This window comes from Pseudomonas sp. LBUM1679 (assembly GCF_059695565.1).
The window spans coordinates 7,129,992-7,148,717 of record NZ_CP166774.1 but is presented as its reverse complement, the minus strand read 5'-3'; the positions used below and the strand labels follow the sequence as shown (position 1 = coordinate 7,148,717).

The window sequence follows — 18,726 nt, the reverse complement described above, 5'->3', positions numbered from 1 at the left end:
CGATCAGCGTTGCGCTGCGGGTACGCCTTGCGGCTCGGCTTGAGCCTTGATGACAGCCGCCGGCGGGTTCGCTGGCCAGGCTTTCAGATCAAGGTCCAGGTCCGGGAATTTGCTCGAATCAAACACCGGCGTCTTGATGCCGGCAGCGCGCTGGTCATCGTAATCACGCAGGATGCGCATACCGACTTTGAACAGCAGGAACAGCGCGATCAAGTTCACGAAGGCGAGCATGGTCATGGTGATATCGGCGAACGCGAACACCGTTCCGAGGTTCTCGATAGCGCCCCAGAAAATCAACACCAGTACCAGTGCGCGGTAGCCGATCAACGCTTTGCGGTTTTCGCCGATCAGGAAGCGCAGGTTACTTTCGCCCAGGTAGTAGTTGTAGAGGATCGAGGTGAACACGAACAACGCCAGCGCCACCGAGATGAACATCCGGCCCCAGTCACCGACCACGGCGGCCAGGGAGTTCTGGGTCAGGGCAATGCCGTCGCCTTCGAAGCCCGGGGTATAGAAGCCCGAGAGCAGGATCAGCAAGGCGGTGCAGGTGCAGATCACGAAGGTGTCGAGGAACACGCTGAACGCCTGAACCACACCTTGTGCCACCGGGTGCTCGACTGACGCCACAGCGGCCACGTTAGGCGCACTGCCCAGACCGGCCTCGTTGGCGAACACGCCGCGCTTCACGCCCATCACGATCGCGCTGCCGATCAGGCCTCCGAAAGCCTGGTCAAGACCGAAGGCGCTTTTGACGATGGTCATCAACATGCCTGGCACCTGATCGAACTGCAGCACGATCACGTAGAGGGTCACGCCGATGTACACCAGGGTTTTCACCGGTACCAGCAGGTCGGCGACTTTGGCGATACGCTTGATGCCACCGATAAATACCAGTCCCAGCAACACGGCCAGACCGATGCCGGTGTACGTGGTGTCGAGGCCGAAGGCGTTGTTCAGCGAGTGCGTTACAGCGTGGGATTGCAGGCCGTTGAAGGCGAAGCCGAAAGTGATCAGCAGCAGGAACGCCATGATCATGCCGAGCCAGCGTTTCTGCAGGCCGTGCTGGATGTAATAGGACGGGCCGCCACGGTAGGTGCCGTCGGAGTCGCAGCGCTTGTAGAGCTGGCCGAGGGAGCATTCGAAGAAGCTGCTGGACATGCCGACCAGCGCGGTCACCCACATCCAGAACACTGCACCTGGGCCACCCAGGGTCACGGCGATGCCGACGCCGGCAATGTTGCCCGCACCGACGCGGCCGGCAAGGCTCAGCATCAAGGCCTGGAAGGAGCTGAGTTGACCGGCGCTGCTTTTGAGGCTGTCGCGGAACACCGCGAACATGTGGAAAAAGTGCCGCAGTTGTACGAAACGCGAGCGGATCGTGAAGTAGCTACCGAGCCCGACAATGAGCACGATCAGTACTTTCCCTGAGAGGAAGTCGTTAATGACTTCGAGCATGGAGTATTCCTCGCTGTTTTTTATGTAGGGCAAAAGCTGGGCGGGACGGAAACATCGTGTTACACCAGTTTGCGCGCGGCACAACAGGCGAGGCGAAGGTTTTGTCCCGGTTCCAAATTGCGGGTTTGTTATTAGTTCGGGGTTCGCATGGGTTAAGGCCTCGTTACCGACGACCGCTCATGCGAAGAGGGGCGGCACTATACCGATGAGTGCGGCGCCCGTCTGCCCGGTTGTGGTGCAACATCAAAAGTTCGCAGCCTTCGGCAGCTCCTACAGAGAATGCATATCCCTGTAGGAGTTGCCGAAGGCTGCGATCTTTTGACCTTTTTGCTTTAAAAAAAAGGGCCTGGGGAATAAATCCCCAAGCCCTCAAAAGGTGAGAGGTGTCTAGTCCCTCGACCTGGTGAGCGTGGCCCTTCGTACTCTTCGTTAAAAGAGAAGAGAGCCGGGCGTTTGGTCAAGCCTTCAAAGGCACCAGACGCGGAGCAATCATGTTTTCCGGACGCAGGATGTCGGCGAGCATTTCGTCGTCGAGCAAGCCTTCTTCGCGCACCAGTTCCAGCACGCCGCGGCCGCTTTCGAGGGCGATGCGGGCGATACGGGTAGCGTTTTCATAGCCGATGTACGGGTTCAGCGCAGTGACCAGGCCGATCGAGTGCTCGACCAGCTCGCGGCAACGCTCTTCGTTGGCGGTGATGCCGACAATGCAGTGCTCGCGCAGCATGTCCATGGCGCGTTGCAGCAGACGGATCGAGTCGAAGATCTTGAACGCGATCAGCGGCTCCATCACGTTCAGTTGCAGCTGGCCGCCTTCGGCCGCGATGGTCAGCGCGAGGTCGTTGCCGATGATCTGGAACGCCACCTGGTTGACGGCTTCCGGGATAACCGGGTTGACCTTGCCTGGCATGATCGAGCTGCCCGGCTGACGCGCCGGCAGGTTGATTTCGTTGATGCCGGTGCGTGGGCCGCTGGACAGCAGGCGCAGGTCGTTGCAGATCTTCGACAGCTTGACCGCGGTGCGCTTGAGCATGCCGGAGAACAGCACGAAGGCGCCCATGTCGGAGGTGGCTTCGATCAGGTCGGCGGCCGGAACCAGCGGTTGACCGCTGATCAGAGCCAGACGCTGAACGGCCAGGTGCTGGTAACGCGGGTCGGCGTTGATGCCGGTGCCGATCGCGGTGCCGCCGAGGTTCACTTCGGTCAGCAGTTCAGGTGCCAGGGTCTTCAGGCGCGCCAGGTCTTCGCTCAACGTGGTGGCGAAGGCGCGGAATTCTTGCCCCAGGGTCATCGGTACGGCGTCTTGCAGCTGGGTACGACCCATCTTCAGAACGTGGCTGAATTCCTGGCCTTTGGCGGCGAACGCCTGGATCAGGCTGTCGAGGCTGGCCAGCAGCGCGTCATGGCCCAGCAGCAGTCCCAGACGGATTGCAGTGGGGTAGGCGTCGTTGGTCGACTGCGCCATGTTCACGTCGTTGTTCGGGTGCAGGTATTGGTATTCGCCTTTCTGGTGACCCATGGCCTCCAGCGCGATGTTGGCGATCACTTCGTTGGCATTCATGTTGGTCGACGTGCCAGCGCCGCCTTGAATCATGTCCACCACGAATTCTTCGTGGAAATCGCCGCGGATCAATCGGGCACAGGCTTCGCTGATGGCAGCGTGCTTGGCTTCGCTCAGATGACCCAGCTCGCGGTTGGCGTCAGCGGCAGCCTGTTTGACCATTGCCAGGCCAACAACCAGCTTCGGGTAATGCGAAATCGGAACGCCGGAGAGACGGAAGTTGTTCACCGCTCGCAGGGTCTGGATGCCGTAATACGCTTGAGCAGGTACTTCGAGTACGCCAAGCAGGTCTTTTTCTGTGCGGAAAGATGCAGCGGAGGACATGATAGAAATCATCTCGATAAGGACCCGGGCTGTGCCGGAACACTGCAAATGCTAGGCTTGTGAACAATTTTGGGCCAATGCTGTTAAACACTGGCCTATGCATATTCGGCATAATGCCGGTGTGACGCCGTGTGTGCTGCGAGCGTGCGACCTGTTTTGGTGCGTGTCCGGGAGGATGTGATGAATCTGGAAAGTAAATGGCTTGAGGACTTCAGTGCCTTGGCCGCCACCCGCAGCTTCTCCCAGGCTGCCGAACGCCGCTTCGTGACTCAACCGGCCTTCAGTCGGCGGATCCGCAGCCTGGAAGCCGCGCTGGGACTGACGTTGGTCAACCGCTCGCGCACGCCGGTCGAGCTGACGGCGGCGGGGCAATTATTTCTGGTGACCGCGCGAACGGTTGTTGAACAGCTCGGTGAAGTGCTGCGACATCTCCATCACCTGGAAGGCGGGCAGGGCGAGGTGATGCAAGTCGCTGCGGCTCACTCGTTGGCGCTGGGATTTTTCCCGCGGTGGATCGCGCAGTTGCGTAACGAGGGTTTGAATATTGCCACGCGGCTGGTGGCGACCAACGTGGGAGACGCCGTGCATGCCCTGCGTGAAGGGGGCTGTGACCTGATGTTGGCGTTCTATGACCCGGACGCTGCACTGCAGATGGATCCGGAGATTTTCCCGTCGCTGCACCTGGGTAATACCGAAATGTTGCCGGTTTGCGCAGCCGATGCCGCGGGTAAACCGCTGTTTGATCTGGAAGGCGAAGGCAGTGTGCCGCTGCTCGCCTACAGCGCCGGTGCATTTCTGGGGCGTTCGGTGAACTTGCTGCTGCGTCAGCGCGCGCTGCGCTTCACCACCATCTACGAGACGGCCATGGCCGATAGCCTGAAAAGCATGGCGCTGGAGGGGCTGGGCATCGCTTGGGTGCCACAGCTCAGCGTGCGCGCCGAGCTGGCGCGCGGTGAACTGGTGGTCTGCGGCGGCCCGCAATGGCATGTGCCGTTGGAGATTCGCCTGTATCGCTGCGCGCTGGTGCGCAAGGCGAATGTGCGGTTGTTGTGGCGCAAACTGGAGGGCGGGGCGGCGAGTGCTACCCATTAACAGGCGCTGGCAGAGGCGTTTTTAGTACGCCTCTGCCGGTAATCAAGTTGAAACGTCAATTTTTGTTGGCCAGATATTTCTTGATATTTTGCCGGTTGGCCGGGCTGAAAGTGAAAGAAATAGATCGGCTCTGTCGGCGAACAGGTGTCATGTAGGTTTCGAAAAATCGACCGTTGAACAGAATTTCCGAATCATCATGCGTAGCCCCCAGTAAATGACCGAGCTCATGTGCTACAAAGGAATAGGAGCGCAGTGACGCGATGGCAAATTTCCCGCCATTAGTGTACGGCACCATAAGCGCCCTGCCGCCTGTTTTATAATCCAAGTTATCGTGGGTGATCAAAATGACTTTAGTCAAAAAATTTATATCTACATTTTTTTTCTTCATTTCATCGAGAAGTTTGTAACCCAGGGCCTCCCAGCGTTTCAGCGTCTTCAGTTGATCTTTACCCTTGTAATCAAAGACGCTATGGGGTTTGCCGTCGGCGAAAACGATATTGACTTTTCGCTCGATGAAGCTTTCCAGTTCGCTTACGAAGGGTTGGAAATAGTCCGCGTAAATGGTGGTTCTCGTCGATTCTGGTACGTCGTCATGAGTGACTGCGATAATGGTGATGTCTTTCTTTATTGTGCGTTCGATAGTAGAGGTCATCCTTGAATTCCTTTTAAATTTCTCGCTGTCCTGTCAGGCGCCAGAAGGGGTTTGGACATGGTGTATTAGTTACAGTGCCAAACAGCTCCAATCACTAACCAGGAAGTTCTCGGGCGGTTGCCGCTCCAGCGGGCGTTGCGTTCACCACTATTTACGAGACGGCCATGGCCGACAGCCTGAAAGGCGCTGGAGGGCTTTGGAATTACCCGGGTGCCGCAACTCAGCGTGCGCGCCGAGCTGGCGCGCGGTGAGCTGGTGGTCTGTGGGGGCCCGCAGTGGCATGTGCCGCTGGAGATTCGCCTGTATCGCTGTGCGTTGGTGCGCAAGGCGAATGTACGGTTGTTGTGGCGTAAACTTGAAGGTGGAGCGGTGAGTCCGGCTTCGTGAGGCTGTCTTCGGTAAATTCCTCAAGGCAGCCTGAACTTATGGAAACTGATAGAGATAGTCGCGTATGTTTTGTCTGTTTTTGTCGCTGAAGCGGTAAACATTTCCACGCGTCGCAGAAAATTCATCCGTGAGCATAAGTGTGTCGTGCCACCAGCCGTCATAGATCACTTCACTGTCTTCGTGGATCGCGCCAAGCATGTGACCTATTTCATGTGCAGGGATGCGATAAGAGCTGATCGAGGCGATTGCGCAATGGCCTTTGATGCGGGCCATCCCGCGTAACGATTCGATAATTCCGCCTAATTTTTCGTTGATGTTGTCTCGGGTTAGCAAGAGGATTTTGGTTAGATTTGCTTCATCACGATCCCTGTTTAAAATGCTCGAATACCAGTCGTGGAGCAAGTGTTTCCAACCCTCCAGCGCGGCTGCGCCATCGTCGTTCTTGTAGTTGTAGCCTGCCAGTTTCGGCGCTTCATCATGGTGGTACATGGAAATCTTGACAGTCCGCCCCGAAATGAACTCAAGTTCGGTTTTCAACCAGGCAAAATAATCGGTGTATAACTTGTTTTTTTGATAGTCCTGAAGATCACTGTGAATAATGATCGGTATGTAGATATCTTTTTTCATGTGTATTGAACTCCCTGTTCAGTTAAGGTTTTTGTAGCTTGGAAGTTAAATGTTGTTCACGTTTCTGACAAGTTAGAAGTTATTTTAAGAGTTTTCCAAAGTGAGGGAGCGAAACTAATGGCTATGAAAAATAGCGAATTTCATCAACGTGGAAAATCAAACTCTTCACGGCAAATAGGTATGCAAATGCCTGACTTTATGGTCAAAAAGTGTAATCTCCTTTCTGCAAGACAGATGGTCGTATTAGGGGCTGTTTATCTGCCTCATTACGGTATACTGCGCGGCCTTCGGCCGGCTCGCCCGGCCTTAATTCGTACACTCAAGCCACGCCGGATCTCCCGCGTGGCTTGTTGTTTTTTGACGCGCCTGCGGGCGCCCAGAGAGAAGAGGCACGACGATGAGCGCACTGGTTGGCGTGATCATGGGCTCCAAGTCCGATTGGTCCACCCTTAGCCACACCGCCGATATGCTGGAAAAGCTCGGCATTCCCTACGAGGTGAAAGTGGTTTCTGCCCACCGCACCCCGGACCTGCTGTTCCAGTACGCCGAAGAGGCCGAGGCGCGGGGGATCGAGGTGATCATTGCCGGTGCCGGTGGCGCGGCCCACTTGCCAGGCATGTGTGCGGCCAAGACCCACCTGCCGGTGCTGGGTGTGCCGGTGCAGTCGTCGATGCTTTCTGGCGTCGATTCGCTGCTGTCTATTGTGCAGATGCCCGCGGGTATTCCGGTTGCCACCCTGGCCATCGGCAAGGCCGGCGCAATCAACGCAGCCCTGCTTTCGGCGAGCATCCTGGGCGCCAAGCACCCGCAGTTTCACGCGGTGCTGAAAACTTTCCGTGCTGAGCAGACAGACAGCGTCCTGGAAAATCCAGACCCACGCATCGCCTGAGGTTGTTGACGATGAAGATCGGTGTAATCGGTGGCGGCCAGTTGGGCCGCATGTTGGCGCTGGCGGGTACTCCGCTGGGCATGAACTTCGCTTTCCTGGACCCGGCGCCGGATGCCTGCGCAGCTGCATTGGGCGAACACCTGCGCGCCGATTACGGCGACCAGGACCACCTGCGTCAGCTGGCCGATGAAGTCGATCTGGTGACCTTCGAATTTGAAAGCGTCCCGGCCGAAACCGTGGCCTTCCTGTCGCAATTCGTCCCGGTCTACCCGAGCGCCGAAGCCCTGCGCATCGCGCGTGATCGCTGGTTCGAGAAGAGCATGTTCAAGGACCTGGGCATTCCCACCCCGGCGTTCGCCGACATTCAATCGCAAGCCGACCTGGACGCTGCCGTGGCTGCCATCGGGCTGCCGGCCGTGCTGAAAACCCGCACCCTGGGTTACGACGGCAAGGGCCAGAAGGTCCTGCGCAAGCCTGAAGACGTGGTCGGTACGTTCGCCGAACTGGGCAGCGTGGCCTGCCTGCTGGAAGGTTTCGTGCCGTTTACCGGTGAAGTCTCGCTGATCGCCGTGCGTGCCCGCGATGGCGAAACCAGGTTCTATCCGCTGGTGCACAACACCCACGACAGCGGCATCCTCAAACTGTCCGTGGCCAGCACCGATCATCCGTTGCAAGCGTTGGCTGAAGACTACTCCAGCCGCGTGCTCAAGCAGCTGAATTACGTCGGCGTGATGGCGTTCGAGTTTTTCGAAGTCGATGGTGGCCTGAAAGCCAACGAGATCGCCCCTCGCGTGCACAATTCCGGGCACTGGACCACCGAAGGCGCCGAGTGCAGCCAGTTCGAAAACCACCTGCGGGCCGTTGCCGGTCTGCCGCTGGGTTCGACGGCCAAGGTCGGCGAGAGCGCAATGCTCAACTTCATCGGCAAAGTGCCGGACATCGAGAAAGTCCTGGCCATCGCCGATTGCCATCTGCATCACTATGGCAAGGCGTTCAAGGTCGGCCGCAAGGTCGGTCACGCCAACCTGCGGTGTGCAGACCGCGAGACCCTGGCGGCACAGATCCTCAAGGTCGAAGCACTCATCGCCGAATAAACAGTTTCCTGTGGCAGCGGCGGAACCATTCAAGGGCCGCCGTTCTCTCATGGCAGGATGCCAAAGTCTGACTAGGCTTCATAGCTAACCAATCAGAGGGAAATGACATGGGAATTATTGGAACCATCTTTATCGGCTTGATTGTCGGCCTGCTGGCGCGGTTTCTGAAACCGGGCGATGACAGCATGGGCTGGATCATGACCATCCTGCTCGGTATCGGCGGTTCGCTGGCGGCTACTTACGGCGGCCAGGCCCTGGGCTTCTACCAGGCCGGCGAAGGCGCAGGCTTCCTTGGCGCGCTGGTGGGCGCCGTGATATTGCTGGTGATCTACGGCATGATCAAAAAGAACTGATGGAAGCGACAAAGCCCTCTCTGCCAAACGCGCGGGGAGGGCTAGAATGCTCGGCGTTGCACCGTCCACTCCTTTGCCGAGCCCCTCCATGCGCCGTCTTTTGCTGACTTTCCTATTACTGGGTGCGGGCCTTGCCCATGCCGGCGAACTGCCGGAAACCGACTGGCTCGAACTGATGCCCAAGTCGGACCAGAAAGCCCTCGAGGCCATGCCTGAAATCGACCACGACTCCCCCGAAGCCAATGGCACCTTCACCGAAAAGGGCGGCATGAAGCAGAGCAAAGGCTTGCCGGCGGTGATGTACTCGACCAAAACCGTGCCGTCGATGAACGACAAGAACATCCGCCTTGGCGGTTATCCGGTGCCACTGGAATCCGACGCCAAGGGCCGCAGCACGCTATTTTTCCTGGTGCCCTATCCGGGCGCCTGCATCCATGTACCGCCACCGCCGCCCAACCAGTTGGTGCTGGTGCGTTATCCAAAAGGCTTGAAGCTGGACGATATCTACACGCCGTTGTGGGTGACAGGCACGCTGAAGGTCGAGAAGGTCAACAACGACCTGGCTGATGCGGCGTATGCCCTTGATGCGGCGAAGGTGCGGGTGGTGCAGGAGTCGGATTTGTAACGGCGCCAGTCGGATTGGCAATGATCAACTGTGGGAGCGGGCTTGCCCGCGATGAGGCCATAACATCCAACATCTATGTAGGATGTGAAGCCGCCATCGCGGGCAAGCCCGCTCCCACAGTAATTTATGGTGTTGCTTACAGAGACTTGCTGGCGATGCTGACGCCCAGGGTATGACTGGCGCCCGGCGCCAACGTCACCACGTCATCCATCACATTCGCCGTTTCAATGCACAGCATGCGCTGCCAGCCATCGTCGGCCATGTCGCTGAACGCCGCGGCACGATCGATCCACGGGTTCCAGATCACCGACGAGCGCGAACCGCTGCTGGTCAGCTCGATGCGTCGTTCCCAGGTCGGATCGACAATGCTCAGCTTCGTTGGAGTATCGAGATAGATGCGATCGGTCTCGCCAGCAAAACGCAAGTCACCGGTCTGACGCACGGTTTTCCAGTCGTCCAGCGTCTCGATATAACTCAAGCCATCCAGGCCTTCGACATGTACGTTGCGCACATCGCTGACCGCGAAATAGCTGTGCAGCGCCTGGCTGATGGTGACGTTGTCGGTGCCCTGATTATGGCTGGTCAAGCTGATGTGCAGTTGCTCATCCAGACGAATGCTCAGCTTCAAATCCACCTGATGCGGCCAGCCTGGCAAGCCGCCTTCGGGGTAGGGCAGGAGAAATTCCACGTTCAGGCTCTCGCCTTCCGCTTCGATGCCCCCTAGTTCCCAGTCTATCGCCCGGACCAGCCCGTGGGCAGTCGGCGGTTCGCTACTGACGCGCATCGCCTGGACACTCTGCGGGTTGCGCGAAAAATTACCGAACCATGGCCAGCACACCGGCACACCGGCGCGGATGCTCTTGCCGGTCTTGAACACGGCCTCGTCGTTGAGCCAGATCAGCGGCGGCTCGCCGGCCAATTGGTAACTGAGGATGTGCGCACCTTGCTGGGCCACCAGCAATTCGGCCTGCCTGTGGCGGATGCGCCAGCAGTTCAGTTCATCCAGTTTCACGGCTTCAACGTTGGGCGTTGTCATGGAACGGCTCTCGATCAGGAACAATGACTGCAATGGACCGCAAAACGGTCGCCGCGTTTAACGGTTCCTGTTTTACCCGGGCCTTGTTTAACGAGCTCTGGGCGGAACCGAGCGCGTGCGGCCGCTGCCATCGATGGCGACGAACACGAATACCGCTTCAGTCACTTTACGCCATTCGCTGGACAACGGATCGTCGCTCCAGACCTCGACCATCATCTGGATCGAGCTGCGGCCGATCTCCAGCGCCTGGGTATAGAAGGAGAGCTGAGCGCCCACCGCTACCGGCACCAGAAACGCCATCCGGTCGATCGCCACGGTGGCGACACGGCCGCCTGCGACCTTGCTGGCCATGGCGGTACCCGCCAAATCCATCTGCGCCACCAGCCAGCCGCCGAAAATATCGCCAAAGCCGTTGGTTTCGCGGGGAAGTGCGGTGATTTGCAGGGCCAGGTCGCCTTGCGGGATTGGATCTTCTTGTTCGAGCTCTATCATGCCGGGGGTGCCTCTGACCCGTAACTCTCATTGGTACTTCAAGGTGAATAGCCGTCTCAAGGAAAAACGATTCAGCCCCGAACATACTGCGTTCGTCACGTTTTTCGTAAGGCGCCTAAAGGGAAACTCTGCGAAATCGCCTATGGACCCCGGCAGGCGTTTTCGCACAGCAACCCTTGCAAGTTGTTGCAAGATTGCGAGTATATCGATCGGTAGACTCCGAGACGACCGTCTGGTTCTCATTTTGACCGTCAAATGCGCACATCCATGTGCTTTTTCGACCAATTTGCTATCGTGCCGGACCTGCCCAAGCCTCCGCCAGCGTTGTGGGGGTTGCAGATCCGACTATAGAGAAGCCCTTGCCATGACCACAGCGCCTTCGAACATCGCGCAGCCCTCACAATCCGCACGTCCGTTGACCCGCGGCGACTACAAGACGTTATCGCTGTCTGCCCTGGGGGGCGCGCTGGAGTTCTACGATTTCATCATCTTCGTGTTCTTCGCGACCGTGGTGGGCAAGTTGTTCTTTCCGGCCGATATGCCCGAATGGCTGCGCATGATGCAGACCTTTGGCATCTTCGCTGCCGGCTACCTGGCGCGGCCGCTGGGCGGCATCGTCATGGCGCACTTCGGTGACCTGCTGGGTCGCAAGAAGATGTTCACGTTGAGCATTTTCATGATGGCGGTGCCGACCCTGATCATGGGTTTGCTGCCGACTTATGCGCAGATCGGCATGTGGGCGCCGATCCTGTTGCTGCTGATGCGGGTGATTCAGGGCGCGGCGATTGGTGGTGAAGTGCCTGGCGCCTGGGTATTCGTTTCCGAACACGTTCCCCAGCGGCACATCGGTTACGCTTGCGGCACCCTGACCAGCGGTCTGACGGCGGGTATTCTGCTGGGCTCATTGGTCGCCACGGCGATCAACAGCTTCTATACGCCGGTGGAAGTCGCGGATTATGCCTGGCGGATTCCGTTCCTGCTGGGCGGTGTGTTCGGTCTGTTCTCGGTTTATCTGCGCCGCTGGCTGCACGAGACCCCCGTGTTCGCCGAACTGCAATTGCGCAAGGCGCTGGCGGAAGAAGTGCCGCTGCGCGCGGTATTGCGCGACCATCGCGGCGCGATCCTGATTTCCATGTTGCTGACCTGGCTGTTGTCCGCCGCCATCGTGGTATTGATCCTGATGACGCCGACCGTGTTGCAGACCGTCTACCACTTCTCGCCGACCACGTCGCTGCAAGCCAATAGCCTGGCGATCGTGTTTCTGAGCTTCGGCTGCATCATTGCCGGCGCCCTGTCGGATCGGTTCGGCGCAGGCCGGGTCTTCGTGTTCGGCTGCACGGCGCTATTGCTCACCTCCTGGACCTTCTACCACAGCCTGGCCGCGCATCCCGACTGGCTGTTCCCCCTGTATTCCCTGACCGGCCTGCTGGTCGGCACCATCGGCGCCGTGCCCTACGTGATGGTCAAGGCCTTCCCGCCCGTGGTGCGTTTCAGTGGCCTGTCGTTTTCCTACAACGTCGCCTACGCCATCTTTGGCGGCCTGACGCCGATGATCGTCAGCCTGCTGCTCAAGGAAAGCCCGATGGGGCCGTCGTATTACGTGGCGGTGCTGTGTGGGGTCGGGATTGTGGTGGGTGGTTATCTCTGGAAAAAGGGGCGCTAAGCGGAGCCTTTCATCGACTGTATTGGCCTCATCGCGGGCAAGCCCGCTCCCACAGGATTTGCGGGGAACACAGTACCTGTGGGAGCGAGCCTGCTTGCGAAGGGAGCAACGCGAATCATCCTTTGAAGCATCGAATGCTGGCCTTTCATCCAATTGTCATATTTCAGCCATAGAGTGTTCACACGGCCTGCTGATACTTGGCCCCGACTTAACACACCCTATCTGCTAGGAGTAAGGCATGAAACTGAAGCGTTTGATGGCGGCAATGACTTTTGTCGCTGCTGGCGTTGCGACTGCCAACGCGGTTGCCGCTGTTGACCCTGCGATCCCGAGCTACACCAAGACCACTGGTGTGTCGGGCAACCTGTCCAGCGTCGGCTCCGATACCCTGGCCAACCTCATGACCCTGTGGGCTGAGAACTACAAAAAAGAATACCCGAACGTAAACATCCAGATTCAGGCTGCCGGTTCTTCTACCGCACCACCTGCGCTGACTGAAGGCACCGCTAACCTGGGCCCGATGAGTCGCAAAATGAAGGACAACGAACTGCAAGCCTTCGAAACCAAATACGGCTACAAGCCAACCGCTATCCCGGTCGCAGTGGATGCCCTGGCTGTGTTTGTGCACAAGGACAACCCGATCCAGCACCTGACCATGGAACAAGTTGACGCGATCTTCTCGTCCACTCGTCTGTGCGGTGCTAAAGCCGACGTCAAAACCTGGGGCGACCTGGGCGTGACCGGCGACCTGGCCAACAAGCCGGTTCAACTGTTCGGTCGTAACTCGGTATCCGGTACCTACGGCTACTTCAAAGAAGAAGCCCTGTGCAAAGGCGACTACAAGCCAAACGTTAACGAACAACCAGGCTCGGCTTCGGTCGTGCAGTCGATCAGCTCCTCGCTGAACGGCGTCGGTTACTCGGGCATCGGCTACAAGACCGCCAGCGTGAAGACCGTGGCCCTGGCCAAGAAAGGCAGCACTGAGTTCATCGAAGACACCGAAGAAAACGCCCTGAACGGCAAATACCCGCTGTCGCGCTTCCTCTACGTTTACGTCAACAAAGCACCGAACAAGCCTCTGGCCCCGCTGGAAGCCGAGTTCGTGAAACTGATTCTGTCCAAACAGGGTCAGGAAGTTGTAGTGAAAGACGGCTACATCCCGCTGCCAGCCAAGGTTGCTGCAAAAGCACTGGCTGACCTGGGTCTGCAGGAAGGTAACAACGTAGCAAAAAAGTAAAACCCTAGGTCCGGGGCACGCCCCGGACCTGTAGGAGCGAAGCTTGCTCGCGAAAGCGGTGGGTCAGTCAACATTGATATTGAATGTAACGACCCCTTCGCGGGCAAGCCTCGCTCCTACAAATGCCGGTCAATACCGGCTCCCAAATTTTCGATCCTCTGCCAGTTCCCACAGGCGGCGGATTTGTTGCGTCACTGCACTGTCATCTTTCTGTCATACAGGATCGCTAGGGTGTGCGAATGAATGATCTGGCCAATTCCCCCATGACTACAAATCCCCCCAAGCGAATTGACTTCAATACGCCTGAGTTGCAACGCAAGCGCCGTATTCGTGCGCTCAAGGATCGCCTGACCCGCTGGTACGTCCTTGTTGGCGGCCTCGCTGTTCTGGGCGCGATCACGCTGATCTTCTTCTTCCTCGGCTATGTCGTCCTGCCCCTGTTCCAGGGCGCCGACCTGACCGCCAAAGACAGCATCACGCCTGCCTGGATGCAAGACGCCGGCAAGCCATTGATGATCTCCCTGGAAGAACAGAACCAGGTCGCCATGCGGGTTTCCGACAAAGGGCAGGCACTGTTCTTCGACATCGACAGTGGCGCCGAACTCAAGCGCGTCGAGCTGCCGGTCCCGGCTGGTACCAGCGTGACGAGTATCGGTGAAGACCAGCCCGGTCAGCCGCTGGTAGCCGTGGGCTTTTCCAACGGCCAGGCTTTAGTGTTCCGTCACACCTATAAAGTCAGCTACCCGGACGGCAAGAAGACCATCTCGCCGGCCATCGAGTACCCGTATGGCGAAGCCCCGATTACGCTGAACGAGGCCGGCGGTGCGCTGGAGCACGTCAGCCTCAACGCCACCGATACGACCTTGATGCTGGTCGGTTCCACCGGTTCGCAACTCAATGTGTTGTCGCTGACCAGCGAAGAAAACATGATGACCGGCGAAATCACCAGCGAGCAGAAGCGCATCGACCTGCCGCAGATGACCGAGCCGGTGAAGAACATCTTCGTTGACCCGCGCCAGCAGTGGTTGTACGTGATTAACGGTCGTGCGCAAGCCGATGTGTTCAGCCTGCGCGACAAGAGCCTCAACGGTCGTTACAAGCTGCTTGAAAACGGCGATGCCGAAATCACCGCCAGCACCCAACTGGTGGGCGGTATTTCGCTGATACTCGGTGACTCCAAGGGCGGTCTGGCCCAATGGTTCATGGCGCGCGATCCTGATGGCGAATCGCGTCTGAAGCAGATCCGTACCTTCCAGATGGGCACCACGCCGATCGTTGAAATCACCGCCGAAGAACGTCGCAAAGGCTTCATCGCCCTCGACGCCTCCGGCAAGCTCGGGGTATTCCACAGTACTGCGCACCGCACGTTGCTGGTGGATCAGGTGGTCGAAGGCCAAGGGATCTTTGGTCTTTCGCCACGGGCCAACCGGGTGATCGTGGAAGCAGGCGGCAAGATTCAACCGTTGCTACTGGAGAATCCGCACCCGGAGGTTTCCTGGAGCGCGCTGTGGAGCAAGGTCTGGTACGAGAACTACGACGAGCCTAAATACGTCTGGCAATCGACCGCCGCGAACACCGATTTCGAACCCAAGTTGAGCCTGGCGCCCCTGACCTTCGGTACATTGAAGGCAGCGTTCTACGCCATGCTGCTGGCCGCGCCACTGGCTGTTGCCGCTGCAATCTACACCGCGTATTTCATGGCCCCGGGTATGCGCCGCAAGGTCAAGCCGGTGATCGAGCTGATGGAAGCCATGCCGACGGTGATCCTCGGTTTCTTCGCTGGCCTGTTCCTCGCACCCTATGTGGAAGGGCACCTGCCGGGCATCTTCAGCCTGCTGATGCTGTTGCCGATCGGCATTCTGGTGGCGGGTTTCGTCTTCAGTCGCCTGCCTGAATCCATCCGCCTGAAAGTGCCGGACGGTTGGGAAAGCGCGATTCTGATCCCGGTGATCCTGTTCGTTGGCTGGTTGTCGCTGTACATGAGCCCGTACATGGAAACCTGGTTCTTCGGCGGCGACATGCGCATGTGGATCTCCCACGACCTGGGCATCACCTACGACCAGCGCAACGCACTGGTGGTCGGTCTGGCCATGGGCTTCGCGGTCATCCCGAACATCTACTCCATTGCCGAAGACGCCGTGTTCAGCGTGCCTCGTGGCCTGACCCTCGGTTCCCTGGCCCTCGGTGCCACGCCGTGGCAGACCATGACTCGCGTGGTGATCCTCACGGCCAGCCCGGGCATCTTCTCGGCGCTGATGATCGGCATGGGCCGCGCGGTCGGTGAAACCATGATCGTGCTGATGGCCACCGGTAACACCCCGGTCATGGAAATGAACCTGTTCGAAGGCCTGCGCACCCTGGCCGCCAACGTCGCGGTGGAAATGCCGGAGTCGGAAGTCGGCGGCAGCCACTACCGCGTGCTGTTCCTCTCGGCGCTGGTGCTGCTGCTGTTCACCTTCGTCATGAACACCCTCGCGGAGCTGATTCGTCAGCGTCTGCGCAAGAAATACTCGTCGCTTTAAGAAAGGTAGAAGTCTGTGAAACAGAACTCCCTGAATGGATGGTTCAAGAGCGGCGCCCCTGGCGTCTGGATCAGCGGTGGCGCGGTGTCCATCGCGGTCATCATGACCATTGGCTTGCTCGCGGTGATTGCCGTGCGCGGCCTGGGTCACTTCTGGCCGGCGGACCTGATCCACGCCAGCTACGATGTGCCGGGCCAGGCCAATCACCTGGTCGTCGGCGAAGTGGTGCAAAAAGAACAAGTGCCCCGCGAGCGTCTGAAAAGCGCTGGCCTGCCGGTGCCCGATCAGGGCCCGGAGTTCATGACGCGCGAGCTGATCAAGGTCGGTAACCGTGACCTGAATGGCACCGACTTCACCTGGATTGTCGGCGAGTGGCTCACTAACCAGAAGACCCCGCCGGAGTTGATGGCGATCGAGCGTCGTGAATGGGGCAACTTCTACGGCTACCTGGTCAACGTCAAACAGGACGGCAAGGTCATCGCCGAAGGCGAAGCGGCATGGCCTGAGTTGCAGGCCCGTGTCGCTCGCGTCAACCAGCTCGCGTCACAACTCAAGACCCTGGAGAAGTCCGATATCGGCGCGATCAACGCCGGCCTCGAACGTATCCGCCTGCACGGTCGCAAACTGGAACTGGCCGGCCAGCTCGACGCCACCGCACAAGCGGACATGGAGTCCGAGCGCGCCGAGCTGAACGCGCGTTATCAGGACATCGAAGCGCGTCTTGCCGACTTGCACGCCCAGTTCAACCGCGACAGCCTGACGGCTCGCGATGCCAACGGCAAAGAGCTCGAAATCGGCATCGGTAAAGTGGTCCATGCCTATCAGCCGAACGCCATGAGCACCTTCACCAAGATTGGCTTCTATTTCAGCAAGATCTGGGAATTCCTCAGCGACGACCCGCGTGAAGCGAACACCGAAGGCGGGATCTTCCCGGCGATTTTCGGCACTGTGATGATGACCCTGATCATGGCGATGATCGTGACGCCGTTCGGCGTGCTGGCGGCGGTTTACTTGCGTGAATATGCCAAGCAGAACGCCTTGACCCGGATTATCCGCATCGCGGTGAACAACCTGGCGGGTGTTCCGGCCATCGTTTACGGTGTGTTCGGTCTGGGCTTCTTCGTTTATGTGCTGGGCGGCTCGGTCGACCGGTTGTTCTTCCCTGAAGCATTGCCGGCGCCGACCTTCGGTACGCCGGGTCTGCTCTGGGCCTCCCTGACCCTGGCGCTGCTGGCGGTGCCCGTGGTGATCGTGGCCACCGAAGAAGGCCTGGCGCGGATTCCTCGCACCGTGCGTGAAGGCTCGTTGGCCCTCGGCGCGACCAAGGCTGAAACCTTGTGGAAAATCGTGCTGCCGATGGCCAGCCCGGCGATGATGACCGGCATGATCCTCGCCGTGGCGCGCGCCGCCGGTGAAGTGGCGCCGTTGATGCTGGTGGGCGTGGTGAAACTGGCACCGTCGCTGCCGCTGGACGGCAACTACCCGTACCTGCACCTTGACCAGAAGATCATGCACCTGGGCTTCCATATTTATGACGTCGGCTTCCAGAGCCCGAACGTCGAAGCCGCACGGCCGCTGGTGTACGCCACAGCGTTGTTGCTGGTGCTGGTGATCGCGACATTGAACCTGTCGGCCGTCTACATCCGTAACCACCTGCGCGAGAAATACAAAGCGCTGGATAGCTGATCGCCGCCGACCCTGTAGGAGCTGGCTTGCCAGCGAAGCTTTTGGCGTCAGTGAGTACGCCTTCGCTGGCAAGCCAGCTCCTACAGGGGACCGGGCGTCAGACAAAGATTTTGAGTAAGCCCCTGGCCTGAGTATCAGGCCCGGGGTTAAACGAACCGAATTTGTCAGCACAGGGAGCCTCCCATGCAGCACGAAGCACATACCCACGGCATCAACATGTCCGCCCTGGGCCGCGACAAGCAGAGCCTGAGCCTCGAGCAGGAAACCGTAGCCATCGAAGTGCCGGGCCTGAGCCTGTTCTACGGCGATAAACAAGCGCTGTACGACGTCAGCATGAACATTCCGAAACAGCGCGTGACGGCCTTCATCGGCCCGTCCGGCTGCGGCAAGTCCACGCTGCTGCGCACCTTCAACCGCATGAACGACCTGGTCGACGGCTGCCGCGTAGAAGGCGCCATCAACCTGTATGGCAACAACATCTACCGCAAGGGCGAAGACGTGGCCGAACTGCGTCGTCGCGTCGGCATGGTGTTCCAGAAGCCGAACCCGTTTCCCAAAACCATCTATGAAAACGTGGTTTACGGTTTGCGCATTCAGGGCATCAACAAGAAACGCGTGCTCGACGAAGCCGTTGAATGGGCGTTGAAAGGCGCCGCCTTGTGGGAAGAAGTCAAAGACCGCCTGCACGAATCGGCACTGGGCCTGTCCGGTGGTCAGCAGCAACGTCTGGTGATCGCGCGCACCATCGCCGTGGAACCGGAAGTGCTGCTGCTCGACGAACCGTGCTCGGCACTCGACCCGATCTCCACGCTCAAAGTCGAAGAACTGATCTACGAATTGAAATCGAAGTTCACCATTGTCATCGTGACCCACAACATGCAGCAGGCCGCGCGGGTTTCCGACTACACCGCGTTCATGTACATGGGCAAACTGGTGGAGTTCGGCGACACCGACACCCTGTTCACCAATCCGGCGAAGAAGCAGACCGAAGACTACATTACCGGTCGTTATGGCTAGCAGGGCAGCCGCAAGCA

16 protein-coding genes and 1 pseudogene are annotated in these 18,726 nt (G+C 58.8%); 11 read left to right on the top strand and 6 right to left on the bottom strand.

The features are described from left to right. Positions 1-3: 3 nt before the first annotated feature. Both ACA062_RS32805 and aspA read right to left on the bottom strand, forming a co-directional pair. Complete coding sequence (locus ACA062_RS32805; RefSeq protein ID WP_497454634.1) at positions 4-1,455, bottom strand: alanine/glycine:cation symporter family protein; 1,452 nt, start codon at positions 1,453-1,455, stop codon at positions 4-6. 457 nt (positions 1,456-1,912) lie between these two features. Continuing rightward, positions 1,913-3,337: an aspartate ammonia-lyase gene (gene aspA / locus ACA062_RS32800; RefSeq protein WP_201184599.1), complete on the bottom strand. Its 1,425-nt coding sequence runs from the start codon at positions 3,335-3,337 to the stop codon at positions 1,913-1,915. 180 nt (positions 3,338-3,517) lie between these two features. Between aspA and ACA062_RS32795 the strand changes: the two genes are divergently transcribed. After that, positions 3,518-4,429 carry a LysR substrate-binding domain-containing protein gene (locus ACA062_RS32795; RefSeq protein WP_497454633.1) on the top strand — a complete coding sequence of 304 codons (912 nt, stop codon included), beginning with the start codon at positions 3,518-3,520 and terminating at the stop codon, positions 4,427-4,429. A 55-nt stretch (positions 4,430-4,484) separates the two neighbouring features. On the opposite strand, the gene ACA062_RS32790 is transcribed toward ACA062_RS32795, so the two are convergent. Then, positions 4,485-5,081: a zinc metalloprotease gene (locus ACA062_RS32790; RefSeq protein ID WP_497454632.1), complete on the bottom strand. Its 597-nt coding sequence runs from the start codon at positions 5,079-5,081 to the stop codon at positions 4,485-4,487. 140 nt (positions 5,082-5,221) lie between these two features. Here ACA062_RS32790 and ACA062_RS32785 point away from each other — a divergent pair. Then, positions 5,222-5,468, top strand: a pseudogene (locus ACA062_RS32785) (LysR substrate-binding domain-containing protein); the annotation flags it as partial. A 36-nt stretch (positions 5,469-5,504) separates the two neighbouring features. On the opposite strand, the gene ACA062_RS32780 reads toward ACA062_RS32785, so the two are convergent. Further along, the gene (locus tag ACA062_RS32780; RefSeq protein WP_497454631.1) at positions 5,505-6,095 is read right to left on the bottom strand and encodes a zinc metalloprotease; all 591 of its coding nucleotides are present in this window, start codon (positions 6,093-6,095) and stop codon (positions 5,505-5,507) included. Between the two features lie 397 nt (positions 6,096-6,492). On the opposite strand from ACA062_RS32780, the gene purE reads away from it, so the two are divergent. From purE to ACA062_RS32760, 4 genes are all read left to right on the top strand, one after another. Then, positions 6,493-6,984 (top strand): 5-(carboxyamino)imidazole ribonucleotide mutase, encoded by a 492-nt coding sequence (purE, locus tag ACA062_RS32775; protein WP_017341565.1) that lies wholly within the window; start codon positions 6,493-6,495, stop codon positions 6,982-6,984. 11 nt (positions 6,985-6,995) lie between these two features. Then, positions 6,996-8,078: a 5-(carboxyamino)imidazole ribonucleotide synthase gene (locus ACA062_RS32770; RefSeq protein WP_497454630.1), complete on the top strand. Its 1,083-nt coding sequence runs from the start codon at positions 6,996-6,998 to the stop codon at positions 8,076-8,078. 107 nt (positions 8,079-8,185) lie between these two features. Beyond that, entirely contained in the window at positions 8,186-8,431 is a 246-nt protein-coding gene (locus ACA062_RS32765; protein ID WP_150800010.1) for a GlsB/YeaQ/YmgE family stress response membrane protein, read from the top strand. Positions 8,432-8,519: 88 nt separating this feature from the next. Further along, positions 8,520-9,056, top strand: a complete 537-nt coding sequence (locus ACA062_RS32760) for a DUF3299 domain-containing protein (RefSeq protein WP_497454629.1) — start codon at positions 8,520-8,522, stop codon at positions 9,054-9,056. A 136-nt stretch (positions 9,057-9,192) separates the two neighbouring features. Here the strand turns inward: ACA062_RS32760 and ACA062_RS32755 are convergent, their stop codons facing one another. Both ACA062_RS32755 and ACA062_RS32750 read right to left on the bottom strand, forming a co-directional pair. Further along, complete coding sequence (locus tag ACA062_RS32755; protein ID WP_497454628.1) at positions 9,193-10,092, bottom strand: D-hexose-6-phosphate mutarotase; 900 nt, start codon at positions 10,090-10,092, stop codon at positions 9,193-9,195. 87 nt (positions 10,093-10,179) lie between these two features. Next, a complete protein-coding gene (locus ACA062_RS32750; RefSeq protein WP_007896491.1) occupies positions 10,180-10,584 on the bottom strand; it encodes an acyl-CoA thioesterase in 405 nt (134 codons plus the stop codon). 364 nt (positions 10,585-10,948) lie between these two features. Between ACA062_RS32750 and ACA062_RS32745 the strand changes: the two genes are divergently transcribed. From ACA062_RS32745 to pstB, 5 genes are all read left to right on the top strand, one after another. After that, positions 10,949-12,247, top strand: a complete 1,299-nt coding sequence (locus tag ACA062_RS32745) for an MFS transporter (protein WP_497454627.1) — start codon at positions 10,949-10,951, stop codon at positions 12,245-12,247. A 238-nt stretch (positions 12,248-12,485) separates the two neighbouring features. Further along, positions 12,486-13,484: a phosphate ABC transporter substrate-binding protein PstS gene (locus tag ACA062_RS32740; protein WP_497454626.1), complete on the top strand. Its 999-nt coding sequence runs from the start codon at positions 12,486-12,488 to the stop codon at positions 13,482-13,484. A gap of 239 nt (positions 13,485-13,723) precedes the next feature. Next, complete coding sequence (locus ACA062_RS32735) at positions 13,724-16,006, top strand: ABC transporter permease subunit (protein ID WP_497454625.1); 2,283 nt, start codon at positions 13,724-13,726, stop codon at positions 16,004-16,006. A 15-nt stretch (positions 16,007-16,021) separates the two neighbouring features. Then, complete coding sequence (gene pstA / locus ACA062_RS32730; protein WP_497454624.1) at positions 16,022-17,692, top strand: phosphate ABC transporter permease PstA; 1,671 nt, start codon at positions 16,022-16,024, stop codon at positions 17,690-17,692. 183 nt (positions 17,693-17,875) lie between these two features. Beyond that, positions 17,876-18,709: a phosphate ABC transporter ATP-binding protein PstB gene (pstB, locus tag ACA062_RS32725; protein ID WP_128874518.1), complete on the top strand. Its 834-nt coding sequence runs from the start codon at positions 17,876-17,878 to the stop codon at positions 18,707-18,709. The last annotated feature ends 17 nt before the right edge of the window (positions 18,710-18,726 follow it).